21 protein-coding genes are annotated in these 26,633 nt (G+C 62.1%); 7 read left to right on the top strand and 14 right to left on the bottom strand.

Going from position 1 to position 26,633, the window contains the following annotated elements:
* The first annotated feature begins 2 nt into the window (after positions 1-2).
* The 4 genes from trpB to VH564_RS20860 are packed head-to-tail and all read left to right on the top strand — an operon-like array spanning position 3 to position 4,396.
* Positions 3-1,214, top strand: coding sequence for a tryptophan synthase subunit beta (gene trpB, locus VH564_RS20875; protein ID WP_423341819.1), 1,212 nt, complete (start codon positions 3-5; stop codon positions 1,212-1,214).
* Between the two features lies 1 nt (position 1,215).
* Positions 1,216-2,055, top strand: coding sequence for a tryptophan synthase subunit alpha (gene trpA / locus VH564_RS20870; protein WP_423341779.1), 840 nt, complete (start codon positions 1,216-1,218; stop codon positions 2,053-2,055).
* Positions 2,056-2,103: 48 nt separating this feature from the next.
* On the top strand, positions 2,104-3,012 hold the full coding sequence (gene accD, locus VH564_RS20865; protein WP_423341778.1) for an acetyl-CoA carboxylase, carboxyltransferase subunit beta: 909 nt from the start codon (positions 2,104-2,106) through the stop codon (positions 3,010-3,012).
* Between the two features lie 31 nt (positions 3,013-3,043).
* On the top strand, positions 3,044-4,396 hold the full coding sequence (locus tag VH564_RS20860) for a bifunctional folylpolyglutamate synthase/dihydrofolate synthase (protein ID WP_423341777.1): 1,353 nt from the start codon (positions 3,044-3,046) through the stop codon (positions 4,394-4,396).
* A gap of 49 nt (positions 4,397-4,445) precedes the next feature.
* On the opposite strand, the gene trxA is transcribed toward VH564_RS20860, so the two are convergent.
* The 12 genes from trxA to VH564_RS20800 form a co-directional block, all read right to left on the bottom strand.
* Positions 4,446-4,766 (bottom strand): thioredoxin, encoded by a 321-nt coding sequence (trxA, locus tag VH564_RS20855; protein WP_423341776.1) that lies wholly within the window; start codon positions 4,764-4,766, stop codon positions 4,446-4,448.
* A 75-nt stretch (positions 4,767-4,841) separates the two neighbouring features.
* Positions 4,842-8,393, bottom strand: coding sequence for a double-strand break repair helicase AddA (gene addA / locus VH564_RS20850; RefSeq protein ID WP_423341775.1), 3,552 nt, complete (start codon positions 8,391-8,393; stop codon positions 4,842-4,844).
* Positions 8,386-11,583 (bottom strand): double-strand break repair protein AddB, encoded by a 3,198-nt coding sequence (gene addB / locus VH564_RS20845; RefSeq protein WP_423341774.1) that lies wholly within the window; start codon positions 11,581-11,583, stop codon positions 8,386-8,388. The genes addA and addB overlap by 8 nt, the downstream gene beginning before the upstream one ends.
* Entirely contained in the window at positions 11,580-12,317 is a 738-nt protein-coding gene (locus VH564_RS20840; protein WP_423341773.1) for a nucleotidyltransferase family protein, read from the bottom strand. Before VH564_RS20840 ends, addB begins: the two co-directional genes overlap by 4 nt.
* A 12-nt stretch (positions 12,318-12,329) precedes the next feature.
* Positions 12,330-13,838 (bottom strand): tRNA (adenosine(37)-N6)-threonylcarbamoyltransferase complex ATPase subunit type 1 TsaE, encoded by a 1,509-nt coding sequence (gene tsaE / locus VH564_RS20835; protein WP_423341772.1) that lies wholly within the window; start codon positions 13,836-13,838, stop codon positions 12,330-12,332.
* 5 nt (positions 13,839-13,843) lie between these two features.
* Positions 13,844-16,423, bottom strand: coding sequence for an ATP-binding protein (locus VH564_RS20830; RefSeq protein ID WP_423341771.1), 2,580 nt, complete (start codon positions 16,421-16,423; stop codon positions 13,844-13,846).
* A 203-nt stretch (positions 16,424-16,626) separates the two neighbouring features.
* The gene (gene ahcY / locus VH564_RS20825; protein WP_423341770.1) at positions 16,627-18,027 is read right to left on the bottom strand and encodes an adenosylhomocysteinase; all 1,401 of its coding nucleotides are present in this window, start codon (positions 18,025-18,027) and stop codon (positions 16,627-16,629) included.
* Positions 18,028-18,192: 165 nt separating this feature from the next.
* Positions 18,193-18,468, bottom strand: coding sequence for an HPr family phosphocarrier protein (locus VH564_RS20820; RefSeq protein WP_423341769.1), 276 nt, complete (start codon positions 18,466-18,468; stop codon positions 18,193-18,195).
* Positions 18,469-18,487: 19 nt separating this feature from the next.
* Complete coding sequence (locus VH564_RS20815; RefSeq protein ID WP_423341768.1) at positions 18,488-18,889, bottom strand: PTS sugar transporter subunit IIA; 402 nt, start codon at positions 18,887-18,889, stop codon at positions 18,488-18,490.
* Between the two features lie 154 nt (positions 18,890-19,043).
* Positions 19,044-19,490, bottom strand: coding sequence for an HPr kinase/phosphorylase (locus VH564_RS20810; protein ID WP_423341767.1), 447 nt, complete (start codon positions 19,488-19,490; stop codon positions 19,044-19,046).
* Positions 19,490-21,277 (bottom strand): stimulus-sensing domain-containing protein, encoded by a 1,788-nt coding sequence (locus tag VH564_RS20805; RefSeq protein ID WP_423341766.1) that lies wholly within the window; start codon positions 21,275-21,277, stop codon positions 19,490-19,492. Before VH564_RS20805 ends, VH564_RS20810 begins: the two co-directional genes overlap by 1 nt.
* Positions 21,278-21,352: 75 nt before the next feature.
* The gene (locus VH564_RS20800) at positions 21,353-22,087 is read right to left on the bottom strand and encodes a response regulator transcription factor (RefSeq protein ID WP_423341818.1); all 735 of its coding nucleotides are present in this window, start codon (positions 22,085-22,087) and stop codon (positions 21,353-21,355) included.
* 355 nt (positions 22,088-22,442) lie between these two features.
* Here VH564_RS20800 and VH564_RS20795 point away from each other — a divergent pair, with 355 nt between their 5' ends.
* From VH564_RS20795 to VH564_RS20785, 3 genes are all read left to right on the top strand, one after another.
* The gene (locus VH564_RS20795) at positions 22,443-24,053 is read left to right on the top strand and encodes a phosphoenolpyruvate carboxykinase (protein ID WP_423341765.1); all 1,611 of its coding nucleotides are present in this window, start codon (positions 22,443-22,445) and stop codon (positions 24,051-24,053) included.
* Positions 24,054-24,170: 117 nt separating this feature from the next.
* On the top strand, positions 24,171-24,608 hold the full coding sequence (gene arfB, locus VH564_RS20790; RefSeq protein ID WP_423341764.1) for an alternative ribosome rescue aminoacyl-tRNA hydrolase ArfB: 438 nt from the start codon (positions 24,171-24,173) through the stop codon (positions 24,606-24,608).
* A 63-nt stretch (positions 24,609-24,671) separates the two neighbouring features.
* Entirely contained in the window at positions 24,672-25,280 is a 609-nt protein-coding gene (locus VH564_RS20785; protein ID WP_423341763.1) for an alpha-ketoglutarate-dependent dioxygenase AlkB family protein, read from the top strand.
* Between the two features lie 23 nt (positions 25,281-25,303).
* On the opposite strand, the gene coaA is transcribed toward VH564_RS20785, so the two are convergent.
* Together coaA and VH564_RS20775 are read right to left on the bottom strand one after the other, a co-directional pair.
* Entirely contained in the window at positions 25,304-26,299 is a 996-nt protein-coding gene (gene coaA / locus VH564_RS20780; protein WP_423341762.1) for a type I pantothenate kinase, read from the bottom strand.
* Entirely contained in the window at positions 26,296-26,619 is a 324-nt protein-coding gene (locus VH564_RS20775) for a phosphoribosyl-ATP diphosphatase (protein WP_423341761.1), read from the bottom strand. The genes coaA and VH564_RS20775 overlap by 4 nt, the downstream gene beginning before the upstream one ends.
* Positions 26,620-26,633 lie beyond the last annotated feature (14 nt).

Raw genomic sequence — 26,633 nt, 5'->3', positions numbered from 1 at the left:
AGATGCCAAACGTGAATTCCTACCGAGCCGGACCCGATGAAGACGGCCGCTTCGGTATCTTCGGCGGACGCTTCGTCGCCGAGACGCTGATGCCGTTGATCCTCGACCTGCAGGCCGAATGGGAAAATGCCAAGACCGATCCGACCTTCAAGGCCGAGCTCGACTATCTCAACACCCATTATATCGGTCGCCCGAGCCCGCTCTATTTTGCCGAGCGCCTGACCGCCGAGCTTGGCGGCGCGAAGATCTATTTCAAGCGCGACGAGCTCAACCACACCGGTTCGCACAAGATCAACAATTGCATCGGCCAGATCCTTTTGGCCAAGCGCATGGGCAAGACCCGTATCATCGCCGAGACCGGCGCCGGACAGCATGGCGTGGCCTCCGCCACCGTCGCCGCCCGTTTCGGTCTGCCCTGCGTGGTCTACATGGGCGCCACCGACGTTGAGCGCCAGGCACCGAACGTGTTCCGCATGAAGCTGCTCGGCGCCGAGGTCGTGCCGGTGTCCTCCGGTCACGGCACCCTGAAGGACGCCATGAACGAGGCGCTGCGCGACTGGGTCACCAATGTCGACGACACCTACTACATGATCGGCACTGCAGCCGGCCCGCACCCCTATCCGGAAATGGTCCGCGATTTCCAGTCTGTGATGGGCAAGGAAGCCAAGGAACAGATGATGGCCGCCGAAGGCCGCCTGCCGGACATGCTGGTCGCAGCCGTCGGTGGCGGATCAAACGCCATCGGTCTCTTCCATCCGTTCCTCGACGATCCGAGCGTCAAGATCGTCGGCGTCGAAGCCGGCGGCAAGGGCCTTGAGGGTGAGGAGCACTGCGCCTCGCTGACCGCCGGTTCGCCAGGCGTCCTGCACGGCAACCGCACCTACCTGCTTCAGGACCGCGACGGCCAGATCAAGGAAGGCCATTCGATCTCGGCCGGCCTCGATTATCCCGGCATCGGCCCCGAACATTCCTGGCTGAAGGACATGGGTCGCGTCGAATACGTGCCAATCATGGACACAGAGGCGCTCGCCGCCTTCCAGATGCTGACCCGCCTCGAGGGCATCATCCCGGCGCTCGAGCCGGCCCATGCCCTGGCCGAGGTCATCAAGCGCGCTCCGAAAATGGACAAGGACCAGATCATCGTGATGAATCTCTGTGGCCGCGGCGACAAGGACATCTTCACGGTCGGCAAAATTCTAGGCGTGGAGCTCTGACATGACCGCACGTATGGACAAACGCTTCGCAGACCTGAAAGCCGAGGGCCGTCCGGCGCTCGTCACCTATTTCATGGCCGGCGATCCCGACTACGATACGTCGCTCGGCATCATGAAGGCCCTGCCGGAAGCCGGCTCCGACGTCATCGAACTCGGCATGCCCTTTTCCGACCCTATGGCCGATGGTCCGGCCATCCAGATGGCTGGCCAGCGTGCGCTGAAAGCCGGGCAGACGCTGAAGAAGACGCTGCAGCTCGCCGCAGACTTCCGCAAGACAGATGACACAACGCCGATCGTGCTGATGGGCTATTACAATCCCATCTACATTTACGGTGTCGAACAGTTCCTCGACGACGCGCTGGCATCCGGCATTGACGGCCTGATCGTCGTCGACCTGCCGCCCGAGATGGACGACGAACTCTGCATCCCGGCGATCCGTAAGGGCGTCAACTTCATCCGCCTGGCAACCCCGACCACCGATGACAAGCGCCTGCCGATGGTGCTGCGCAACACCTCCGGCTTCGTCTACTATGTTTCGATGAACGGCATCACCGGGTCCGCCATGGCTGATCCGAGCATGGTCTCGGCTGCGGTTCGCCGCATCAAGAGCCATACCGACCTGCCGGTCTGCGTCGGCTTCGGCGTCAAGACTGCAGAGCACGCCAAGGTCATCGGCGCTGCCGCCGATGGCGTCGTGGTCGGCACCGCGATCGTCAATCAGGTCGCCAATTCGCTGACCAAGGATGGCAAGGCAACCGCCGATACCGTACAGGCGGTGGCGACCCTCGTCCGTGGTCTATCAACCGGAACCCGTTCGGCGCGCCTTGTTGCTGCCGAATAGTGTCCCCACATTGGCTTCGGTCAATTCAGTCATTCAGGAGACGTCGATTTGAACTGGATCACGAATTACGTTCGCCCGCGGATCAATTCCATGCTGGGCCGTCGCGACGATATCGCTGAAAATCTCTGGATCAAATGCCCGGAGACCGGCGAAATGGTCTTTCACAAGGATCTGGAAGACAACAAATGGGTCATTCCCGCTTCCGGCTTCCATATGAAGATGCCGGCCAAGGCGCGTCTGCTCGACCTGTTCGACAATGGCGAATATGAAGCGCTGGTGCAGCCTAAGGTCGCCCAGGACCCGCTGAAATTCCGCGATTCCAAGAAATACAGCGATCGCCTCAAGGACAGCCGCGTCAAGACAGAGCAGGAAGACACGATTCTTGCCGGTGTCGGAAAGCTGCAGGGCCTGAAGATCGTTGCCGTCGTGCACGAGTTCAATTTCATGGGCGGCTCTCTCGGCCTTGCTGCGGGTGAAGCGATCGTCAAGGCATTCGAACGCGCCATCGCCGAGAAATGCCCGCTCGTTATGTTCCCGGCCTCCGGTGGGGCGCGCATGCAGGAAGGCATCCTGTCGCTGATGCAGCTGCCGCGCACGACCGTTGCCGTCGACATGCTGAAGGAAGCCGGCCAGCCCTATATCGTCGTGCTGACCAACCCGACCACGGGCGGCGTTACCGCTTCCTACGCTATGCTGGGCGACGTCCATCTGGCCGAACCGGGCGCCGAGATCTGCTTTGCCGGCAAGCGCGTTATCGAGCAGACGATCCGCGAAAAACTGCCGGAAGGCTTCCAGACCTCGGAATATCTGCTTGAGCATGGCATGGTCGACATGGTCATCAAGCGCCATGACATCCCTGAGATGCTGGCCCGGCTTCTGAAGATCCTGACCAAACAGCCGGCAAGCGCTTCGGCCCATCAGGGCGAAGTCATGCTGCCGATGGCCGCCCACGCCTGAGCGACGGGCGGCCGAACAGCGGAGGTGCGCAATGAGCTCCATGGATCAATCGACCACAAGTGAGGCAGAACGGGAGATAGACAAGCTCCTCGGTCTGCATCCCAAGGGGTTCGACCTCTCGCTCGAGCGCATCACCGGGCTGCTGGAGATTCTCGGCAATCCGCAGAAGAAACTGCCGCCGGTGATCCATGTCGCCGGCACCAACGGCAAGGGCTCCGTCACCGCCTTCTGCCGCGCGCTTCTCGAGGCGGGCGGCAAGAGCGTCCACGTCCATACCTCGCCGCATCTGGTCAACTGGCACGAACGCTACCGCATCGGCGTCAAGGGCGGCCGTGGCCAGCTGGTGGATGATGCCGTCTTCGCAGAGGCGCTGCGTCGCGTTGCCGATGCCAATGCCGGCCAGAAGATCACCGTCTTCGAAATCCTGACCGCGGTGACGTTCCTGCTGTTTTCGGAGCATCCGGCCGATGCGGCGATTATCGAGGTTGGCCTCGGCGGCCGTTTCGATGCCACCAACGTCATCTCCGATCCCGCCGTCTCCGTCATCATGCCGATCTCGCTCGATCACCAGCCCTATCTCGGTGATAGGGTCGAGCTGATCGCCGCCGAAAAGGCGGGTATCATGAAGCGCGGCATTCCTGTCGTCATCGGTCACCAGCAATATGACGCGGCGCTTGACGTGCTGACGACGACGGCCGAGCGTTTGCATTGCCCAACGGCCGTGTTCGGCCAGGATTTTTCGGCCCATGAGGAATATGGGCGGCTCGTCTACCAGGACGAATTCGGTCTTGCCGATCTGTCCTTGCCGCGATTGCCTGGGCGCCATCAGCATGCCAATGCCGCCGCCGCGATCCGCGCCGTCAAGGCAGCCGGTTTCATCGTCACCGATGCGATGATGGAGAAGGCGATGACCACGGTCGAATGGCCGGGCCGTCTGCAACGCCTGACGGAGGGCAAGCTTTTTGCCCGGGCGCCTGCTGGCGCGGAAATATGGGTAGATGGCGGCCACAATCCCGGCGCCGGCGAGGTGATTGCCGAGGCGATCGCCAATTTCGAGGAACGCCAGCCCCGGCCGCTGTTCCTGATCACCGGCATGATCAACACCAAGGACCCGATCGGTTACTTCAAGGCCTTTGCGGGCCTTGCGGAAAAGGTCTTCTGCGTGCCGATCAAGCACAGCGATGCGATGATCGACCCGGTCATCCTCGCCCACGCTGCTTACGATGCTGGACTGGTGGCGGAGCCAATGTCGTCAGTGGGCGAAGCACTGGATTCGATCGCCGCCAGCCTGCAGCCCGATAGTCTGCCGCCGCGAATCCTGATTGGCGGTTCACTCTATCTTGTCGGCGATGTGCTTGCCGACAACGGTACACCACCAAAATAGCAAAAAGCCCGGCATGCCGGGCTTTTCGATGTCTAACGAATGAATAGTATCAGGCGGCGTTGGAAATCCAGCTCGACAAGGCCGACTTCGGTGCGGCACCGACCTTGATGTCAGCAACTTCGCCGGCCTTGAACAGCGCCAGCGTCGGGATCGAGCGCACGCCAAACTTGGCGGCAAGCTCGGGATTCTCGTCGATGTTGAGCTTAACCACCTTGACCTTGCCGGCCATCTCGACGGAAATTTCCTCGAGGCTTGGCGCGATCATCTTGCATGGTCCGCACCATTCAGCCCAGAAATCAACGACGACGGGTTCTGCGGAATCCAGAACTTCCGACTGGAAATTCGAGTTATCGACCTTCACGGTAGCCATAAAAATGCTCCTTAACGGGATTTATTGTTGAACCACATGTGATGGTGCGGTGCCAAAGTTTCAAGCATTGGTATTTCACTTTGTCTTGAGTTCGGCAAGCGCCGATCGGAGGACTTGCTCCGTCAGGGTGTGGACTGTGGCGTCTTCCGAGTAGACCAGAACGCAGTCGATGCGCTTGCCCAGATAGAGCGGCGCCAGGATCTCGCGGTAGATTGCCAGCTGTGCCTTGTGGGCAAAAGGAATGGCCTCCAGCGTCGCCGGCGGTACGCGGTTGGTCTTGTAATCGAGGATGACGACGCGGTCCTCCAGGACGGCCAAACGGTCGACGCGCCCGGAAACAGCATAGGATTGCTCGCCCAACTGCAGCGTGCCCATGATCGAGACTTCGGCCTGGGCGTGGCTGGTGAAAACACCCTGCAGCGCGTCATGCGCGATCAAGGCCAGTACGGAACTCACCAGGGCTTGCCGTTCCTCGGCTGGCCAGTAGCGCGTCGTGCGCTCGGCATAGCGTTGTGCAGCAGCGCTGCGCTCCTGCGGCGGGATATCCGGGAGCATCTGCAGCATCCGGTGCACAAGCCGGCCCTTCTCGAGTGCGCGATCGGAGGCACCCTTGTCGCCGAACAGCTTGGAGGCGACCGTAAGATTGCCGGCTTCGTCATCGATGATGGTGCCGGCGCCCGAAGGGCTCAATGGCCTTGGCAGGTGGCGCGGTGCGGGCAGGGGCCGCGACAAAGCGGCTGGAAGTGCGGCCCGGTCGGCCTTCGCCTCGGTCGCAGCTGTCTGTTCGAAGACCTGCGCAGCGCCGCCGACCCGCCAGCGCAATCCCGTCCATTCCCCATCCGGACCTGAAAAAGTGGCTTCGCTACAGCGCTCGGCATGTTGTCCAAGCGCAGTTGCGATCATGGTGTGCCAGATATCCGGGTTCTGACGAACGCCGCGATAGCCGCAGATGATGAGCCGGTCGGCGGCCCGCGTCATGCCGACATAAAGCAGGCGCCGATACTCTTCCTCCGCCTGACCTTGAATGCGGGCGGCATCTGCCTGGGTCAGCGAGTTGCCGAGCGCGCTCAGAGGCAGCCAGGCCGGCATCGGCACCTCGTCGCCCCGCCCCTCGAGCATCCGAAGCTTCGGCAAATGGCTCGATGTAAAGGATTTCGAGCCGCCATCGACCAGGAAGACGATTGGCGCCTCCAGCCCCTTGGCAGCGTGCACCGTCATGATCCGGACTTCGTTGCGCCCCTTATCCTGCTCGCGCTTGACGACGGGCGCTTCCAGTTCGAGCGTCGAGATGAAGGCCTGCAGGCCGGGCAGCCCGGAGGTCTCGTGGTCGAGTGCGAAGGTCAGGAACTCGTCGAGGATATCGCTGACCTCGGTTCCAAGGCGTGCCAGGAACTGGCGCCTGCCCCCGTGGCTGCCAAGGATACGGGCGAAGAGGTCATGGACCGAATAGGTCTTCGACAGGGCCATGAACAGCCTTAGCCGCTCGACGGCCGCCATGCAGGTCTCGTTGCCATCCGCGGCGAATGCCTGCAGATGGCGCCAGACGCTGGTGCCCTCGCTGCGCAACGCCGCCACCATGAAGACGTCGTCCTCGGAGAGGTTGAACAACGGGCTCTTCAGCACCGCCGCCAGCGACAGGTCGTCTTCCGGCAACAGCAGGAAGCGCCCGAGCGCCAGCAGATCCTGGATGGCGATGTGGCTGGTCAGCACCAGTCGGTCGGCGCCGGCCACGGGAATGTTGCCGCGCTTCTTCAAGGCGCGGGTCAGCGCGTTGACGAAGGCGTCGCGCTTGCGCACCAGAACCAGGATGTCGCCGGCTTCGATAACCCGGCTTTTTCCTTGGTGGATGATCGTTTCATGGCCGACCAGCCTGTCCATGACATCGGCCATGCGCCGCGCCAGGATTGCTGCCGGCGCGCTTTCCGGCGTCGCATCGAAGGGTGCCGTCCAGTCCTCTTCCCGGGCGGCGGGCTCCGGCGCGATCATGTGCCAGAGGTCGACTTCGCCGGGATGGCCGATGCGGCTCGACCGGTGGACGACGGCCTCGTCGGTGGCGCTGAGGCCCCGCGCATTGTCCGGCGTTGAGAAGACATGGTCGACGGCCGACAGCACGTCCGATGTGGAGCGGAAGGACAGCGGCAGCCGCACCGGCGAAAATGCCTGACCGCTGGCAAGAACGCGCCGCCGCGTGCGGTCGCTTTCCTCGGAAAAACGCTCCGGCCGTGCACCCTGGAAGGAATAGATCGACTGCTTTTCGTCGCCGACGGCAAATAGCGTCCTCAGGGTCGGCCGGGCACTGGCGCCGGAGAAAAAATCTTCCGCCAGAGACTGGATAACGCTCCATTGGATCGGGCTTGTGTCCTGCGCCTCATCGACGAGAATATGGTCAATGCCCTGGTCCAGCTTGTAATGGATCCACGGTCCGACGCCGCTTCGTGTCAGGAGTTCGGCGGTGCGGGTGATCAGGTCCTCGAAATCCAGCTGGCTGCGCTGTTTCTTCAGCTCCGCGTAGTCCTCGTTGAGCCGGTCTGCGAGCGTCAGTGCTGCTCGCGTCGCCCGGTACATGCGCATGCGCTTCAGTCTGTCCCGGCAGGCGCTCACATGGTCCCGGGCGCTGGCAATGGCATTGGTAAGGTCAGGCGCCTCGGCCAGCATTGCCTTGACGACAAACTGCCCGTCGGCCTTCGGCTCGCCTTTGGCGGTCAGCATCACCTTTTCGAGAATGCTGGCGCGCTCCATCGGATCGATCTCGCGCATCGCCAATCTGAGACCGTAGGCGACTTCCAGCGCCTTGCTGCCCCCCTTGCTGTCAGCAAGCTCGAGGTATCGGTCGAGCGTCGCGCCCGAGAGACCCGGCAACGGCCAGAACTGATGGGCAATGCCAGTTTCGGTCTCCTCGGCGGAGAGCCCGAGCCGTTGTCGCATCACGGCATCGAGACCGCCGCGCTGTGCCGCGTCGAGCGCGAAGCGGCGGATGGCATTGCGATGGGCGATGATCTCGCCGAGCAGCGTCTCCAGCCCGGATTCATCGCCGAGATCGAGCACATAGGCAAAAGCCTCGGCCAGGTCGGCATCCTCCTCAGGCGTGGTTGCGGTCAGCAGCGAGCGCCGCGCGTCGGCGAGCAATGTGGTGGCGGCGCGGTCATCCAGCACCGAGAAATGACCGGCGACATTGGCTTCGAGCGGAAACTGATGCAGCAGCGCTTCGCAAAAGGCATGGATCGTCTGGATCTTCAGACCGCCCGGCGTCTCCAGCGCCTTGGCAAAAAGCCGCCTTGCCTCGGCCAGTTTGAAGACATCGGGCACTGCCCCCTCGACATCGGTGATACGTTTGGTGAGCGCCTCATCGGACAGCGTCGCCCATTCGGCCAGCCGGTCGAAGACGCGGTTCGACATCTCGGATGCCGCCGCCTTGGTGTAGGTCAGGCAGAGGATGGCCGACGGCCGCGCCCCGGCGAGCAGCAGCCGGATCACACGCTGCGTCAGGACGTGGGTCTTGCCGGAGCCGGCATTGGCCGAAACCCAGGCTGACCGGGTCGGATCTGAGGCCAGCGATTGCTGCACCGTCGTCCAGCCGATCCAGGTGCCGGCATCGTCGCCGGTGGGAAGCTCCGCCAGTTCACTCATCGTCGGCAGCCTCCTCCGCCTCGGCCGTCGACCATTCCGATACGCGCGCAAGATGATCGTAATCGCCGCCGAATTCCTGTTGCTGGGCGGGGATCAGTCGCGACGCAAACCCCTTCTCGCCGGAGCGCAGCAGAAGCACGAACTGGCTGAGCTGCTCAATGGACTCGTGCCCGAGGTCCAGCGCCGACTTGGGTTGGGTCCGGGCGCTGGCCTTTGCAAGTTCGTTGTTCACCTGGTCTTCCTTGAACCGATCGCCGGGCCGAAGCCGGACATAAAGCAGGTTATCGGGGCTCAGCGAACCGATATCGCGAAAGCCGCCGGCCTGCAGGGCATAGGCCTCGAGAGCCAGCTGCGGATCGAGCAGGGCCCGAGCCTGCTGGGGCGTCGGGTTGAACCCGGTCTTGTAGTCGATGATGTCGGCGGCTTTGCCCCCCTTCAGATCGATGCGGTCGGCAACGCCGGTGAGGCGGATACCCGCGCTGTCAAGATCGACAGCGGCGCGTACCTCGGTGAATGTTTGTCGGATCTGCGGCTGCCGGTCCTTTTCCCAATTCAGGAAGGCCCGCGCCACCTCGCGAAAGCGCGGTCGCCAGACGGCATCGATATGCGGCGGCAACTGTTCCGCGTCGAAAAGCTCGGTGAGGATGCGTTCCATCGCCCGCAATGCATCCGGTGCCGAGGCGAGATGTCCCTCGCGCGTGAAACGGTCGACGATGCGATGGTAGAGCGTACCGCGCTCGGCCGCACCCGGGTCGCTGTTGAAGGGATTGATGGGATCGAGACGGAGAATCCGCCGCGCATAGATGGCGTAGGGATCGCGCCGCAGCCGCCCGACTTCGCTGAAGGAATAGCTTTTTGGTTGCAGCGCGGCGGGCGGCTTCGGTGCCGGGCGCTGCGCGGGATCCTGGCGTTCGCCGGCATCGATCAGCGCCGCCCAGTCGCGGAAGCGGTCGCCGCGGCTCTTCAGTTCGGCCGCAAAGTCCTTGCCACCGAGCGCCATCAGCCGCTGCAGCCAGCGCGAAGCAACCGTCGGCGTCGACCCCTGCCGCAGCGCCCGCGCGTAGATCAGATCCGTCGTGCCGTTCGCCATCTCGAAGTCGTGGGCCAGCTGGCCGATGCGGCGCTCTGGCGGTTCGAGGCCGATCTCGGTCTTCATGCTGCGCGAGACGAAGGGATTGTTAGCCGTCTGTCCCGGCCAGGAGCCCTCGTTGAGACCGCCGAGGATGAGCGTATCGACGCTCTGCAGCCGAGCTTCCAGCGTCCCGAAGATGAACAGGCGGGGGTGGCTGAGCGCGCGTGGCTTGACGGCCTGGCCGGCCGACAGCGCCATCATGATGTCGATCCACTGCGGTCCATCGGCTTCCATCTGGCCGTCGGTTGCCATGACTTCGCGCAGCACGGTCGCCAATGCATCGCCTGCCTCAGCCGACCAGAGCGCGGAGAGATCGCCGTTTTCGTCGGCGACAACGGCTTCGAGCGCGCGCCCGGTCCGCTCCGCCCATTCCGACAGGGTAAAGCTGGTCGTCAGCCGCCGATCCTCCGGCCGCCGCCGAACCAGCGCTGAGGCCAGCGGCTCGGTTGCCTCAGTGACGCAGCGGGCAAGGCGGGCCGCTAGTTCGCCGGCTTCAGGCGGCAGGCTGTCGCGCCATTCAGGCGCATAGCGATTGTTCTCCTGCTCAACCAGCCGCTGTTGCAGCAGCGGTTCGAGCGAATTGATGTCGACTTCGCCGACACCACCGCGCAGTGCCAGCAGTTCCAGCCCGCCGACGGCCTGATCCAACGTCGCGCGATCGAGCCCGAAGCGCGCCAGGGGATGCTTGAGCAGGCTGACGATGGCGACCGGATCGCCAGGTCTCAGCGTCGCCTCGAGCAGAAGCGTCAGCAGACTGCCCTGCGGGGTTGAAGAGAGCGGTGTCCCGGCCGAATCGTCGGCGATGATGCCGAAGCGTGCGAGTTCGGCTGTCACCCGCCGTGCCAGATTGCGGTCGGGCGTGATCAGCGCCGCCTGGCTCTCCTTGCCGTCGCGACCCGGCTTCTCCAAAGCCAGCCGCAGCGCGATTGCGATTGCCGTGGCCTCCTCCCGCTCGCTTGCCGCCTCGATCAGCGAAACATCGGCAAATACCTCGCGGATAGCGCCTGAAGGCAGTGTCTTCTGCCACTCACCCCAGCCACTCGTCGCCGTGGCCGGCGCAAGCGCGCGGGACAGCACCTCGGCACGACGTTGCAACATCGGGGACGCGGTCTCGATCGTCTCGACCTCGTCCCGCTCGACATTCAGCTGCCTCAGCAGTTGCGCCAAGCCATATTGCGGATGGCTGCGGCTTGCCGGATCGACGCGGTCGGAGAGGCTAGGCAAAGGTGCGACCGTCGCCCAGTCTTCATTGGACATCGTCGTGTCGAGGCCCGGCAGCACGATGACGCCCTGCGGCAGGGCGGCCACGGCGGCAATGAGTTCGGCAGTCGCCGGGACAGAGCCTGTCGAGCCTGCGATGATAATTGGGCCAGTGGGCTGAGCGGTGGCGAGCCGCTTGGCTTCGGCCCGCAGGATGGCATTGCGGTGCCGCGCCGGGGACGATCGGCCGAGCTCGTCGAGCCGGGCGGGCCAGAAGGCGCTGGCGATCTGGAGAAACTCCGCCGTCAGTTGCCACCACAGCGCATGATCCTGCGCATCGAGCTTGGCGAGGTCCGCCCAGTCGCGATCCTCGGTCTCGATCGAATCGATCAGCTCCGCCAGGTTTCGGGCCAGCCAGATAGCATCGGCCGGGCTTGCCGGCGCCACCAGCGGTGAATCCGAATGGATATCGCGGACGATCTGCGGCAGCTTGTTGCGCCAGGCAAGGATCAGCCGCGCCAGCTCCAACAGCCGTGCCGTGTTGGACAGGGGTTGCAGCAGGTCGGCGGTGGCAGGCAGATTCTCGTCAAAATAGCCGCTGTCGTCATCGGTTTCGCCGAGCGGCCGGATAACCGGAAGGATAGCCGACTGTCCACCGAGCAGATCGACGAAAGCCGATCGTAGAACACGCGCCGCGCGCCGCGTCGGAAGATAGATCGTCACCTTGGCGAGAGACAGGGGGTCGGCGGCATCGTGGCGATAATGATCCGTCAGCCTGCCATCGCAAAGCGCTGCAGCGAGCGTCGCCAGGAATGGCAATCCGGCCGGGATCGTCAGGATGCGCTGGCGGCTCCTCATGTCATCTCGCTTCGTGCCACTCGGCGGATCGTTTCGTCTGCGGCATCGATGGCGTCGGGCGTGCCGACCGTCAGCCACTCGCCATCGAGGATCAGCCCGTAAAGCCGACCGTTAGCGATAGCGCGGTCGAAATAGATGTTGAGGTTGAAGGCATCGTCCGGCGCGTCGTCGAACAATCCCGGTTTCAACACGATGGCGCCGGCATAGACGACGGGCGCGGGCGCCCCTTCGCTATAGCGTGTCAGCCGGCCGTCGGCTGCCAAGGAAAAATCCTTCTTGCCGTTATGGCCTGTGGTCCGATCCAGTTCCACGCAGAGGAGCGCCATATCCATAGTTTCAGCATCGAAGAAATCCGCCAACCGCGCAAGGTTGGTCGGCCGGCCCGCCGTTTCGCCGATCCAGAAGAGATCCGCATTCATGACGAAGACCGGATCGCGGTCGAGCAGCTTCAGGCCCTTCGCAAGCCCTCCACCGGAGTTCATCAGTGCCTGCGTCTCGTCGGAGACGACGATCTCAAGGGCCTTGTAGGAGTGGAGATGCGCCAGCATCTGGTCGGCATGGTGGTGGACGTTGACGACGGCTTTTTCGACCCCCGCAGCCGCAAGCAGGTCCAGCCCGTAGTCGAGCATCGCCTTGCCGCCGATCTTCACCAGCGGCTTAGGAATGCGATCGGTGATCGGGCGCATGCGGGTGCCAAGGCCCGCCGCCAGTACCATGGCCTGTTTGATGGTCATCTGATCCGGAACTTATGATTCGATTGCGCCTATACCAGCCCTTGCGCACCATTCGCGCAAGGGGGCAAGCGCTTCGTGCTCGAATGCAGTCTCCAGATAGGCGAGGGTGCGCGGCATATGCTTGAGATAGCCCGCCTTTCCGTCCCGCTGCTTCAACCGCACCCAAAGGCCGGCGAGCTTGCAATTGCGCTGCGCCGACATGATGGCCCAGCTCTTCAGAAACATCTGTTCGTCGAAGCCAGGCTGATCGCGGCGGAGGGCCAGATAGTCGTCCATCAACTGCCGGAAGAGTGGTGGCTCCACGGTGACGCGGGCGTCCTGAACCAGCGACGCAAGATCATAAGCGGTCGGCCCGATCATCGCATCCTGAAAGTCGATCAGTCCGACACGGCGAATGCCCGCCTCCGCGCCGCGCCAGATGATGTTGGGAGAGTGCAGGTCGCGCAGCAGCAGGCTCTTTTCCGCCTGATTCAATTGATCGATGAGCCAGTCCCAGATCGAAAGATAGTCGTCGCGTTCGGCATCGCTGGCGGGCTCTCCGCGCTTCCATGGTAAATACCAGTCGAGCAGCAACCGCGCTTCCATCCGCATCGCGGTGCGATCGAAATCCGGGATGTGATGCACATGGCTCGGCGTCACCGGGATATCCTGCGGAATATTCATCCCATGAAGCTTGGCAAGGCAGGCAACAGCCGCGCGATAGCGTTCCGGCATCGGCTCACCATCGGCATCGAGGACGCCGTCCGCGCCGAGGTCCTCGATCAGCAGAATCCCCTGCTCGTAGTCGACGCTGAAGATATCAGGCGCCAAAAATCCGTTTTCGCGCAGCAGGATGGCGATGGCGACGAAAGGATAGGCGTCTTCGGCCAGATGAGCCACCTTGGGATAGGGCTTTCCATCGAGGACGGCAGGCCCCTCGGGACGGCGCGGCCAGTCCATCAGGATAACGCGGCTGCCACCGTCGGCGGGATAGATCGCCTCGTAGGCGCGCATCGATGCATCGCCCGTCAGAAAACGACGCTCGGCTCCCCGATAGCCATTGCGGTCGAGGAACTCCCGGATCGCTAGCACGCGCCGAATGCGGTCGGCCTGCATTGCCGGCGCTGTCATAATTGCGCGCCGACCGACGCCCTCCGTTTCCAGCCGCAACGTGATCCGCCCGACCGGTAGTTCGGCATCGGCCATTTCAGGCCACTCGACCAGGCAGATACCGTTTTCAAGCGCCTCGTCGAAGCCCAGTTCGACGAGTTCGCTGGGGTCTCCCAAACGGTAGAGATCGAAATGCGAGACGGGGATGCGAAGCGGATAGGACTGCACCAGTGTGAAGGTCGGGCTCGGCACCTCCAGGCCTTCGTCATCTGCCATCGCCCGCAGAAAGGCGCGCGCCAGCGCCGACTTGCCGGCGCCTAGATCGCCGCTTAGCGCCAGGCAGTCGCCGACGCCCAGGGCAAGCGCCAGATCCTCGCCGAGCTGACGGGTGGCGGCATCATCCTGGAGAAAAACCGAGATTTGGGCGTCCATCGCCGTCACTGGGCTGCGGCGATCGATTGCGCTGCGTCGGCCGAAGGAATGCGGCAGGTCACGATGGTGCCCTTGCCGGGCTGGCTATCGATCGACACCTGGCCGCTGTGCAGGCTGACGAAGCTTTCGACGATGGACAGGCCGAGGCCCGCACCGCTGCGCTTGCCGCCCTTGCCGCCCGAGGCAAAGCGCTTGAACACCGTGCGCATCATCTCCTCGGGAATACCGGGGCCATGATCGGCGACGGAGAACAGGAAGTCGCTCCCTTCGCGTGCGCATGTCAACGAGATGACGGAGCCCTCAGGTGCGAAATTGGCTGCATTGTTGAGCAGCTTCAACAGGATCTGCTTGAGCCGCTGCTGGTCGGCGACGACACTTCCGAGCTGCGCCGGCACGATTATTTCCAGGGCGACGCCACTTTCCTGCAGCCGGTCGGCGATCTGCAGCGACACGTCATCGAGGAGATCGTCGAGCAGGACGTTGGTGTAGTTCAGCCGCATGATGCCGGCGTCGACGGTCGCAAGATCGAGGATGTCGTTGACGAGCGTCAGCAACACCGACGAGGAGGTGGCGATATGGTCGATATATTCCGCCTGCCGCTCGCTGAGAGGCCCGATGCCGGGTGTCTTCAGGAGGTCGGTGAAGCCGATGATGTTGGTGAGCGGCGAGCGCAGCTCGTAGGAAACGTGCTGGACGAAATCGTTCTTCAGTTCGTCGGCCTTGCGCAAGGCCTCGTTCTTCTCCGTCAACGCCCGCTCGGCGCGCACGCTGTCGGTCATGTTGACGAAGGTGAGCATGGTCTGGGCGTTGGGAAGCGGCGTCACAGCATAGTCGAGCACCAGGCCTGAGAACAGCTCAAGCGTCCCTTGCGACGAGGGCCGCTCATCGTTGAAGCTGGTGATCTGCTCGGCAAAGGACTTCCAGCCGTCCGCCCGGTCGTAGGAGGCAAGGCAGGCATCGGCGACCATCCGGATATGAACGCCCGGCTTGGCTTCAGCCTCGCTGATGCCCCAAAGCGCGCGAAAGGCTGGATTGGAAAGCCGCATGCGGCCATCCGGGCCGAACACCGCCACGCCTTCGGAGAGGTGATCGATGGTCTCGCCCTGGACTTTGACAAGCGTGTTGTAGCGGGTCTCGAGATCGACCTGCTCTGTCAGGTTCTCGAACACCCAGGTGGCGCCGCCCTGCGGATGGGCCGTGGCGAAGACCCGAAGGATCTGGCCGTTCGGCAAGTGCCAGAGGTCGGACTGCGTATCGAGCGCGCGATAGACGGAAAGCACGCTGTCTTTCCAGGACTTCCAGTTCAGCGGTTCCGGCAGCTTCTTCGCTGCACGCAGGCGGTCGAGCAACTCGCTGTTGTCGGGCTTGGATTCCAGGAAGGCGATGTCGAGTTCCCAGAGCTGGACGAAGGCCTGATTGTAGAATTGCAGATGGCGATTGCCGTCGAAGATGGCCACCGGCGTTGCCAGATGGTCGAGCGTCTCGGCGTGGCTTTTCAAGGTCCGCTGCAACTCGGCGCGGACAGCTTCCGCTTCCGAAACATCGATCGCCATGCCGGCCGAGCCGCTGCGGGCGCGCACGTCGACGACGTCGAAAAAGGTGCGATTGCCGCGCACGACGGTAGAAATCTTGTCGTGGAACGGCGAGTCCGGTGTTGCCGTGGCGCGGATTCGCTCGCGGGCGATGGTGTTCAGGAACTCGCGGCCCTCGCGAATGGCTTCTTCCGGCGAGATGGCTTCGACGGCTTCGCCATAGGCATGATTGACCCAGGTGAGCTTGCCGTCCGGATCTCGCTGCCAGACAGGAAGGTCGATGGCGTCAAGCAGGTTCTGGAAGGCGGAAATCGATGTCAGCAGCCGGTCGCGTTCGATCTTGATGTCGGCCAGTTCGGCGCGGAGGTTGTTGAGCGCGACGAAGCGCACGAAGGCGCGGCCGCCCGAGATCCGTCCCTGCGCTTCGAGAATTTCGTCGCGGTTGGTCTCGACCACCATGTCGAAGCCTTGGCCGTTGCTGCGCAGCTTGTCGATCGCCTTGTCGAGATCGCCGGCGGACCAGGATTTCAGCCAGCGACCGAAGGCGAGAAAGTCCGAGTCTTGCGGCGCCCCGGTTTCGACCGGCAACTGGCCCAGAAGTTCAGGGCGTGTGTTCGGGCCGTCCCAGATGACGATGCGGCGGTTTTTGTCGGCAATCAGCGCCTGGTACCGGGAAATACGCTGGTTGGCGTCGGAGAGTGCCGTGCGAATTTCCCGGCTCTCGCTTTCAAGACTGCCGCGCTGGCGCACCAGCCACAATGTGGACAGCAGCGCGGCCGAAACGACGCCGATCACCACCGAGAAGGTGACCATTTCCGAGGATGTAAATAATCTCGCCGCAGCCGGCATCCGCGCTTGAGCGAGCGCCGGGCCCGCAAGCGCTGCTACCGCCGTACCGGAAGCGAGATAGGCAAAGATGTTTGCGAAGCGCTGCACCTTGCGTGGCGCGCGCTGGCGATGAAAATCAGTCGTCCGCGTTCCGGCTTGTGCTGCAAGGTCCGGGACGCATGACCGCGCGTCGGCCCGCTCTGGCAGGCTTTCGTTCATTTCCATTCGCGGTCTGTCTCCGTCCTGTAATGTGCCGCATCTCGACAAGACATCCCATTTCCGCAGGGTCCCGAAGCTCGGTTCACTGCGAATCAAGTCCTAAAAGGATACAGTTTTAACGATTCCGCGAAAAGAGTCCGGCCCAAAAAATAAGCCGCAGCATTTGTCAATGCTGCGGCCACAAGATGTTGTGGATATGTTGAGCTACATTAGTACCTGTAGTGGTCAGCCTTGAACGGCCCCTGCGCAGGGACGCCGATATAGGCAGCCTGTTCGGTCGAAAGTTCCGTCAGCTTGACGCCGAGCTTGGCGAGATGCAGGCGGGCGACCTTTTCGTCGAGGTGCTTGGGCAGAACGTAGACGTCGTTCTTGTATTCGCCGGGCTTGGTGAACAGCTCGATCTGGGCCAGCGTCTGGTTGGTGAAGGAGGCCGACATCACGAAGGACGGATGGCCCGTCGCGTTGCCGAGGTTGAGCAGGCGACCTTCCGACAACAGGATCATACGGTTGCCCTTCGGGAACTCGATCATGTCGACCTGCGGCTTGATGTTCGTCCACTTCAGGTTCTTCAGCGAAGCGACCTGGATCTCGTTGTCGAAGTGACCGATGTTGCCGACGATCGCCATGTCCTTCATCTCGCGCATGTGCTCGATGCGGATGACGTCCTTGTTGCCGGTCGTGGTGATGAAGATGTCGGCCGAGGAGACGACGTCTTCGAGCGTGACGACTTCAAAGCCGTCCATGGCGGCCTGCAGGGCGCAGATCGGATCGACTTCCGTGACCTTGACGCGGGCGCCGGCGCCGAGCAGCGAGGCTGCCGAGCCCTTGCCGACATCGCCGTAACCGCAGACGACGGCGACCTTGCCGGCCATCATCACGTCGGTGCCGCGGCGGATGCCGTCAACAAGCGATTCCTTGCAGCCGTACTTGTTGTCGAACTTCGACTTGGTGACGCTGTCGTTGACGTTGATCGCCGGGAAGGGCAGCAGGCCCTTCTGGCTGAGTTCGTACAGGCGGTGCACGCCGGTGGTGGTTTCTTCGGTGACGCCCTTGATGGCATCGCGCTGCTTGGTGAACCAGCCGGGCGAAGCGGCGAGGCGCTTCTTGATCTGCGCCATCAGGATCACTTCTTCTTCGGATGTCGGGTTCGACAGCACATCCTCACCGGCTTCGGCGCGGGCGCCGAGCAGGATGTACATGGTGGCATCGCCACCGTCATCGAGGATCATGTTGGAGAAGCCGCCGTCGGTCCACTGGAAGATCTTGTCGGTGTAGGTCCAGTAGTCTTCGAGCGACTCGCCCTTGATGGCGAAGACAGGAACGCCGGACGCGGCAATCGCGGCAGCGGCATGGTCCTGGGTCGAGAAGATGTTGCAGGACGCCCAGCGAACGTCGGCGCCAAGCTTGACCAGCGTCTCGATCAGCACGGCCGTCTGGATGGTCATGTGCAGCGAACCGGTGATGCGCGCGCCCTTCAGCGGCTGCGATGCGCCGAATTCTTCGCGGCAGGACATCAGGCCAGGCATTTCGGTTTCGGCGATGTCGATTTCCTTGCGACCGTAGTCGGCAAGCGCGATATCGGCGACGACGTAGTCCTTGTCAGTGCTCATTGATGTCTCCAGCCTGGACAGGGCATCGGACCACCGACGTCGGTGGCGGATGCGTTTAGGGATTCTTGGGCGCGAGCGCGCCGACAGTGATCCCGTCTAGCAGGCGGAGCGGCAAAATGCAACCAGCATATAAAGAAGTCTTTATGTCTTTATATCAGTTACGGTTTACATTTCCTCGCCGAATTTGTTGGCAATGAGGGCATCGAGAGCATCGAGAGCTTCTTTCGCCTGGTTGCCGCTGGCCGTGACGAACACGCTGCAACCGGGGCTGGCCGCCAGCATCATCAGGCCCATGATCGAATTGCCGCCGACGGTGGTACCATCCCGGGAAACGGTAACGGCGGCATCGAAGGCTTCGACCGTCTGCACGAATTTCGCCGAAGCGCGGGCGTGAAGTCCACGTTTGTTGATGATGAGAAGTTCGCGTGAATGCGATGTCATGGGCGGGATAGCCGTTCCGTCACTTGCCGCTCAAGACGCGGCTGGCCACATTGATGTATTTCCGTCCGGCTTCCGATGCTTCGATCAGCGCCTTTTCCATGTTGTTATCGCCGCGCACACCGGCCAGCTTGATCAGCATTGGCAGGTTGACGCCGGCGATGACTTCCGTGTGGCCGCTGTTCATGACCGAGATCGCGAGGTTCGACGGGGTGCCGCCGAACATGTCGGTGAGGATGATCACGCCGTGGCCGTCGTCGGCCCCTGAAACGGCCTGGATAATGTCCTGCCGCCTGCGGTCCATGTCGTCTTCCGGACCGATCGAGACAGTTTCGATGAATTTCTGCGGACCAACGACATGCTCGACGGCATGACGAAACTCTTCAGCCAGCTTGCCATGAGTGACAAGCACAAGTCCGATCATGATATTACTGCTCCCATCGCATAAGCAAACAGGTGGCCCTTATCGCAACGCAGCAATCGCGTCCACCGGTGGGGGCTCATCTTGGCCATGAAAAGCCGAAGTGCAAGCGTAAAATGCATCGATTGGGCCTCATTCCGGCGCGCAAGTCGCCATTTCAGAAGTGAGTTGGATGCCGAGCCATAATAATGGCGAGCGGGTTTATACTTGCCGAAGACAGGCGGATGACGGGCAAAGATACACCTTCCGCGACGTCGATTTGTTCATCGTCGGGCGGCAGTCGCTCGGCTGTCGCAAGGTTAACAGGCAGCACTGCCAGGTGCAGCGGCGCCGACGAGATACTAGCGACACGCAACAGCCCGGTGCCGCGGATCTCGATCAGGCCCGCGATCGCTGGAGGACATTCAGCGAGCAGGCTATCGGATCGGCGCGAGATCAGAACGCGGTCGTCGGCGACAAGCGCAGCTGTTATCCCGAGTTGGCGGGCGGATGCGAGGCAGGCAAAGGCGAGGGCAGACTTGCCGACGCCCGATGGGCCGAGAAACAGAAGGCCGGTCTTTCCAACAACGATCGCAGTCCCGTGGATGTTGGCAGGGTCTGGCATCACGCGCTTGCCTCGGCCGGCAAAGACAGGATGAATCGGGCGCCGATCGACTGGCCGCTGTCGCCATCGACGATGTTTTCGGCCCTCAGCGAGCCGTTGTGCGCCTCGGCGATTTGGCGGCTGATAGACAGACCGAGGCCGGAGTTCTGACCGAACCCTTCCGCCTCCGGTCGGTCGGTGTAGAAGCGCTCGAAAATCCGATCGATATCTTCGGCCTGGATTCCGGGACCATTGTCTTCGATATGAACCAGGCAGCGTGTCCGCGTGCGGGACAGGCGCACACTGATCTTGCCGCCATCGGCCGGCACGAAGGAACGGGCGTTCTCGATGAGGTTGGTGATGATCTGGCTGATGCGCAACTCGTGGCCATTGATCAGGAAGCGCGTTTTGGTGCCCGGTTTGCGGTCGACGATATAGTCGATTTCAACGGCCTTCTTGCTGTGGCGAACCTGTTGCGAGAGATCCACCATGTCGCGCAACAGCACTTCCATGTCGATCTGCTCGGCATCGCTGCGCGCAAGCTCGGCATCGAGCCGCGAGGCATCAGAGATATCGCTGATCAGGCGATCCAGACGGCGCACGTCGTGCTGGATGACATCCATCAGCCGTTTCTTCGAATCCTCGTTGCGGGCAAGCGGCAGCGTTTCGACGGCGCTGCGCAATGACGTCAGAGGGTTTTTGAGCTCATGGCTGACGTCGGCTGCAAAACTTTCGATCGCGTCGATGCGGTCATAAAGGGCCGTGGTCATTTCGCGAAGCGCGATCGACAGATTGCCGATCTCGTCCTGGCGCGCAGAAAAGTCAGGAATTTCCTCGCGGACCTTGGAACCGCGCCTGACGCGGATAGCAGCCGCCGAAAGTCGCCGCAACGGGTTGGCGATGGTCGATGAAAGAAGCAGCGACAGCGCGACATTGACCAGGGTGGCGACGCCGAAGACGCGCATGATCGCCAGTCTCTCTGCATGGACGATCTTGTCGATGTCGCCTGCCTGGGTCGACAGCAGCAGCACGCCAAGCACGGCGCGGGCGCGCTGGATCGGCACGGCGACCGAGACGATCAACTCACCCTTTTCCGTGCTGCGAACGACGGCGCCGCGCACGCCGGTGAGGGCGTTCATGACCTCAGGGTAGATCGAGCCATCGCCGCCGGGCGCTTCCTTGTAGACCGGCAGGTTGGAAGGCTGCAGCATCTTGTTGAGCAGGCCGCTGAACCAGTCGGACCAGCTCTGGACCTCGTCGTCGACCGGCGGCAGGTCGTAGCGCAGCACTTGGCCGCGCGAGTAGAGATGGCGGGAATCCAGCAGCAGATTGGCGTCGGCGTCAAAAATGCGCGCGCGTGTGCGTGTCGGCGAGATCAGTCGCCGCAGCACGGGCGCCACCTTTTCCGGATCGATCGGAAATTCCAGATCATCGTCGTTCGGCACCGGGGTGATGCTCTGGCCAGCCTGCAGCTCGAGCAGCTTCTCCGGATCGATGGTGATCGAGTTGGTGTCGACGGAGGCGGAGGCCGAGACAGCGCCGGCGATGATCTCGCCCTGTGTCAGCAGGCTCTCGACGCGCGCATCGATCAGCCCCTCGCGGAACTGGTTGAGATAGAGGATGCCGCCGACCAGCACCAACAGCGCTGCCAGGTTGAAGAACAGGATGCGGCGTGTGAGGCTTGAAAAAAGGGCGTTGCCGAAGATCCGGCGGATAAGCGTGAAAGGATGCGTCCAGCGGCTGCCGCCGCGGGCACCATCCAGGCCATCCGTGTCGTCGCTATGCTTCTGCTGCACCAGCTGTGCCAAGCCATGGACCTTTCGAAGGATGCTTCCGGCATTGCTGCCGGAGCGCCCTCAATTACCCGCCATCGATGTCTCGCGTCAGGCCGCTTCGCGGAAGCGATAGCCCACTCCGTAGAGGGTTTCAATCATATCGAAGTCGGTGTCGACCATCTTGAATTTCTTGCGCAGGCGCTTGATGTGGCTGTCGATGGTGCGATCGTCGACATAGACCTGCTCGTCATAGGCCGCATCCATGAGGGCATCGCGGCTTTTGACCACGCCCGGACGCTGCGCCAGCGAATGCAGGATCAGGAATTCCGTCACCGTCAGCGTCACAGGCTCGCCCTTCCAGGTGCAGGTATGGCGCTCCTGGTCCATGACAAGCTGGCCGCGCTCGAGCGAGCGCGCCTGCGGCACGGCGCCGGCCTTCGGAGCAGCGCCGTTGTTGCTGGCGGCAGCCGAGGCTTCGCGGCTCGATGCCCGACGCAGCACTGCCTTGACGCGCTCGACGAGCAGGCGCTGTGAAAACGGCTTGGTGATAAAATCGTCGGCACCCATCTTCAGGCCGAACAATTCGTCGATCTCTTCGTCCTTGGATGTCAGGAAGATCACCGGGATATCGGATTTCTGCCGCAGACGGCGAAGAAGCTCCATGCCATCCATGCGCGGCATCTTGATATCGAAGATCGCCAGCTGCGGCGGCCGCGCCAGAAGCCCGTCCAGTGCCGAGGCGCCGTCGGTGTAGGTCTCGACCTTGTATCCTTCAGCTTCCAGTGCGATTGACACGGAAGTGAGGATATTGCGGTCGTCGTCCACGAGCGCGATTGTCAGCATAGCATTGGTCTCCGTCATCGAAACGCATCTCCCGGAATTGGACCCCGACCCAGGCGGTCGGCCGAAGATTTCGGCTCAAACCAGGCGCGCTTATGAGGGATAAAGGTGGAACAAATTGTGGCAGAGATAAAGGGTGATAATTTTTATGCTGTGGATGACAACACCGAAGGTTGCGCCACAAGAACTGGCTCTGAGGAGAATTCAAACGATTTAAAAATTCGTCGACAAATTTAAATCGATTAAATATATGAAATCATTATCATTTTTAGATTTATAGCTATTGCGTGACGGTTTTTTTAGCTCTACGCTTTTCCTTGTTTAACGGCGCGAGGCCGCAGCAAGGGGAACGTAAGCAATGCAGGTCTTCGGAGAACACAACCGGGCAATTGGCCTCGAAACGATCGGATTGGGCAACGTCGAGAGCGTCCGGTACAATCTTCCAGAAGCACGATTGTATGAAGAAGCGATCCGGCGCGGCGAGGCGGAGCTGACGGCTCATGGGGCTTTGCGCGCGATCACTGGCCAACATACCGGACGATCGCCAAAGGATAAGTTCGTGGTTCGCGACGAAACCACTGAAGATCAAATCTGGTGGGACAACAACAAGCCGATGTCGCCGGAGCATTTTTCGCGGCTGCATCACGACATGCTGACCCATGCCGAGGGTCTGTCCTTGTTCGTCCAGGACCTCGTCGGAGGCGCCGATAGCGACTACGCCTTGCCGACGCGAGTGGTGACAGAATTCGCCTGGCACTCGCTGTTCATCCGCAACCTGCTGATCCGCCCGGATCGCGCTCATCTCAACGCGTTCGTCCCGAAGCTGACGATTATCGACCTGCCGAGTTTCCGCGCTGACCCGGAACGTCACGGATGCCGCAGCGAGACGGTAATCGCTTGCGACTTTGCCAAAGGCCTGGTGCTGATCGGCGGCACGTCTTACGCGGGGGAGATGAAGAAGGCCGCCTTCACGGTGCTCAACTATCTGCTGCCTGCCCGTCACGTGATGCCGATGCACTGCTCGGCAAATGTCGGGCCGGATGGCGACGCGGCAATCTTCTTCGGTCTGTCCGGCACCGGCAAGACGACCTTGTCGGCCGATCCCAGCCGGACGCTGATCGGCGACGACGAACATGGCTGGGGCGAAAATGGCATCTTCAATTTCGAAGGCGGCTGCTATGCCAAGACAATTCGTCTCTCGGCGGAGGCTGAGCCGGAAATCTACGCCACCACCCGTCGCTTCGGCACCGTGCTAGAAAATGTGGTTCTCGACGCCGAGGGCGTGCCGGATCTGGATGATGGCTCGCTGACTGAAAACACCCGCAGCGCCTATCCGCTCCATTTCATTCCGAACGCCTCGGAAAGCGGGATGACCGGCCATCCGCAGACGATCATCATGCTGACAGCCGATGCCTTCGGTGTAATGCCGCCCATCGCAAAGCTGACGCCAGACCAGGCCATGTACCACTTCCTCTCTGGCTACACCGCTAAGGTGGCTGGAACAGAAAAGGGTGTCACCGAGCCGGAGGCAACCTTCTCGACCTGCTTCGGCGCCCCCTTCATGCCCCGCCACCCGGCGGAATACGGCAATCTCCTCAAGGCGTTGATCGGTCGGCACGGGGTCGATTGCTGGCTGGTTAACACCGGCTGGACAGGTGGCGCCTATGGCGCCGGCCGGCGCATGCCGATCAAAGCGACGCGGGCGCTGCTGGCGGCGGCGCTGCAGGGCAATCTCGACAAGGTCGGCTTCCGCACCGATCCGAACTTCGGCTTTGCTGTCCCCATCTCGGTCGACGGCGTGGAGGGCGGCATTCTCGATCCGCGGTCCACATGGGCCGATGCCGAGGCCTACGACGTCCAGGCGGCCAGGCTCGTGCAGATGTTCATCACCAACTTCACGAAGTTCGAGGCCCATGTCGATGGTGGGGTCCGCGACGCGGCGCCCGGAATTCGGATTGCCGCCGAATAGGCTCAAATAGCGGATGATTCACGTGAAACCCGGCATTTCGTTGCCGGGTTTCACTTTTGCTTTTGCCACTGTTTTCAAGCGCCCTTCAATATGGGATAGACGGCCTTGGAGATTTCTATGGCCAGCGACGCGCTTTACATCAATGACCGGATCACCATTGCCGGCTGGGAGCTGACCGAGCAGTTCGTCTTGGCGGGCGGCCCCGGCGGCCAGAACGTCAACAAGGTCTCGACGGCCGTCCAGCTTTTTTTCACCCTGGCCAGCTCGCCTTCGCTGAACGAACGCGTCAAAACGAATGTCGTGAAGCTGGCCGGTCGGCGGCTGTCGAAGGACGGTGTCCTGATGATAGAGGCGAGCCGCTTCCGCAGCCAGGATCGAAACCGCGAGGACGCCCGCGAGCGCCTGAAGGAGTTGATCCTTGAGGCCGCCCTGCCGCCGCCGCCGCCGCGTCGAAAGACCAGGCCGACAAAAGGCTCCGTCGAAAGGCGCCTGAAAGCCAAATCCGGCCGTTCCGAAGTGAAAAAATTACGTGGCAAGGCAGACGGTGGCGATTGATCGGATGTTTGCCCGGCGCAGGCGCACTATATCTCCCAGAATTCACTCGCGGATAATTGCCCCATGATGCTGTCGAACGGAATTCGCCATCTGCCGGGCTATCTCGATCGCGCCGCGCAGGAGGCGTTGGTCGAGGATATCAGGGGCGTCGTTGCCGCAGCGCCGCTTTTCGTGCCCGCCATGCCCCGAACCGGCAAGCCGATGTCGGTGCGGATGACCAACTGTGGGCCACTGGGCTGGGTCACCGATAAGGAGCGCGGTTATCGCTATCAGTCCACCCACCCGCTCACCGGCGAGCTATGGCCAGCCATACCGCCGCAGCTTCTGACGATCTGGAATGAAATAGCCGGCTATGAAAAGCCCCCTGAGGCCTGTCTCGTCAATTTCTATGCCGACGATGCAAAAATGGGTCTCCATCAGGACAAGGACGAGAAGGATCTGGGCGCGCCTGTCGTGTCCATCTCGCTTGGCAACAGCTGTCTTTTTCGGATTGGCGGCAACGACAGGGCCGACAAGACGTCCTCGTTAAAGCTTGCCAGCGGCGATATCGTCATCCTCGGCGGTGATGGCAGGCTGTGTTTCCACGGCGTCGACCGCATCTACCCCGGCACGTCGACCCTGCTGAAAAGCGGTGGCCGCATAAATCTCACCTTAAGGCGCGTCGGGAAATAATATCGGTTCGGTCGGCGCAAACCTCAGAGCTTCCGTAGAGCCACCCGCTCGACCAGATGATCACCGCCCTTGCGCAGGATCAGGTCGGCGCGGGGACGCGTCGGGAGGATGTTTTGGCGCAGGTTCCGCAGATTGATGTTCTTCCACAGGCCCTCGGCCGTCAGCAGCGCTTCTTCCTCGGGCATCGAGGCATAGCGGTGGAAGAACGAGTTGGGATCCCGGAAGGCGGTTTCGCGCAGCCGCATGAAGCGACGCACATACCACTTACGCACCAAAGTCTCGTCGGCATCGATGTAGATCGAAAAATCGAAGAAATCCGAGACCATCGGCACGATCTTGCCATCGGCCGGCAGATGACGCGACTGAAGCACATTGATGCCCTCGAAGATCAGGATATCAGGACGATCAACGATCTGCTGTTCGTTCGGCAACACGTCATAGACCAGGTGCGAGTAACAGGGCGCCGGCACGTTGGGCCTGCCCGCCTTGATCGCCGAGAGAAAGCGGAGCAGCGCGCCGGTGTCGTAGCTGTCGGGAAAGCCCTTGCGTTGCATCAGGTTGCGACGCTGCAGTTCGGCGTTGGGATGCAGAAAGCCGTCTGTGGTGATCAAATCCACCTTGGGGCTGGATGGCCAGCGCCCAAGCAGTTCCTTGAGGACACGGGCCGTCGTCGACTTGCCGACGGCGACCGATCCGGCGATGCCGATGACGAAAGGCGTCTTTGCCACATCGGACATGCTGAGGAAGCGGTTTCGCTGCTCGAACAGGATCTGCGACGCCTCGACATGGGCCGAGAGCAGCCGCGACAGGGACAGATAAATCCGCCGCACCTCATCGAGATCGATGGGGTCACCCATCGATCGCAGACGATCGACTTCATCGGCCGTCAGGGTGAGGGGCGTGTCTGCCCGAAAATTCGACCATTCCTCGGATGAAAAGAAGTGATAGGGCGAATAGGCATTGGCCTGGAAGTGGTCCAGCGTTTCTGGCGGCGGTGTCGGCTTGGCGATAAAGGTCATTGGCTCTGTCGACTGGCCTTTTCCTTGAGACCGGATTGTACCGTACGCCGCTCGAGTTCGCCGAGCACGTCCTTCAGCGGGATGTCGGCGATCTTCAGCACCACCATCAGATGGTAAAGCAGATCGGCGGCCTCGTCGGTGAGGTTCTTCCGATCGTTCAAAACAGCGGCCATGACCGCCTCGATGGCTTCTTCGCCGAGCTTCTTGGCGGCCTTGGCCTGGCCGCCGGCAACCAGCTTGGCTGTCCAGGATTCGTCCGTGCCCGCCCTGGCGCGCTGATCGACGATCTTTTCCAGATCCGAAAGGGAAAACTCGCTCATCTTGCCTCGTTCAT

It is taken from the genome of Rhizobium sp. HT1-10, from assembly GCF_049472505.1.
Taxonomy (GTDB): Bacteria; Pseudomonadota; Alphaproteobacteria; order Rhizobiales; family Rhizobiaceae; genus Rhizobium.
Note: the sequence above shows the minus strand (reverse complement) of the source record. Positions and strands in the feature narration are given on the sequence as shown.

Bases quoted from the DNA above. Each gene is read 5' to 3' on its own strand.
- trpB (WP_423341819.1), top strand. From the start codon at position 3: ATGCCAAACGTGAATTCCTACCGAGCCGGACCCGATGAAGACGGCCGC.
- trpA (WP_423341779.1), top strand. From the start codon at position 1,216: ATGACCGCACGTATGGACAAACGCTTCGCAGACCTGAAAGCCGAGGGC.
- VH564_RS20860 (WP_423341777.1), top strand. From the start codon at position 3,044: ATGAGCTCCATGGATCAATCGACCACAAGTGAGGCAGAACGGGAGATA.
- trxA (WP_423341776.1), bottom strand. From the start codon at position 4,766: ATGGCTACCGTGAAGGTCGATAACTCGAATTTCCAGTCGGAAGTTCTG.
- addA (WP_423341775.1), bottom strand. From the start codon at position 8,393: ATGAGTGAACTGGCGGAGCTTCCCACCGGCGACGATGCCGGCACCTGG.
- addB (WP_423341774.1), bottom strand. From the start codon at position 11,583: ATGAGGAGCCGCCAGCGCATCCTGACGATCCCGGCCGGATTGCCATTC.
- VH564_RS20840 (WP_423341773.1), bottom strand. From the start codon at position 12,317: ATGACCATCAAACAGGCCATGGTACTGGCGGCGGGCCTTGGCACCCGC.
- tsaE (WP_423341772.1), bottom strand. From the start codon at position 13,838: ATGGACGCCCAAATCTCGGTTTTTCTCCAGGATGATGCCGCCACCCGT.
- VH564_RS20830 (WP_423341771.1), bottom strand. From the start codon at position 16,423: ATGGAAATGAACGAAAGCCTGCCAGAGCGGGCCGACGCGCGGTCATGC.
- ahcY (WP_423341770.1), bottom strand. From the start codon at position 18,027: ATGAGCACTGACAAGGACTACGTCGTCGCCGATATCGCGCTTGCCGAC.
- VH564_RS20820 (WP_423341769.1), bottom strand. From the start codon at position 18,468: ATGACATCGCATTCACGCGAACTTCTCATCATCAACAAACGTGGACTT.
- VH564_RS20815 (WP_423341768.1), bottom strand. From the start codon at position 18,889: ATGATCGGACTTGTGCTTGTCACTCATGGCAAGCTGGCTGAAGAGTTT.
- VH564_RS20810 (WP_423341767.1), bottom strand. From the start codon at position 19,490: ATGCCAGACCCTGCCAACATCCACGGGACTGCGATCGTTGTTGGAAAG.
- VH564_RS20800 (WP_423341818.1), bottom strand. From the start codon at position 22,087: ATGCTGACAATCGCGCTCGTGGACGACGACCGCAATATCCTCACTTCC.
- VH564_RS20795 (WP_423341765.1), top strand. From the start codon at position 22,443: ATGCAGGTCTTCGGAGAACACAACCGGGCAATTGGCCTCGAAACGATC.
- arfB (WP_423341764.1), top strand. From the start codon at position 24,171: ATGGCCAGCGACGCGCTTTACATCAATGACCGGATCACCATTGCCGGC.
- VH564_RS20785 (WP_423341763.1), top strand. From the start codon at position 24,672: ATGATGCTGTCGAACGGAATTCGCCATCTGCCGGGCTATCTCGATCGC.
- coaA (WP_423341762.1), bottom strand. From the start codon at position 26,299: ATGACCTTTATCGCCAAGCCGACACCGCCGCCAGAAACGCTGGACCAC.
- VH564_RS20775 (WP_423341761.1), bottom strand. From the start codon at position 26,619: ATGAGCGAGTTTTCCCTTTCGGATCTGGAAAAGATCGTCGATCAGCGC.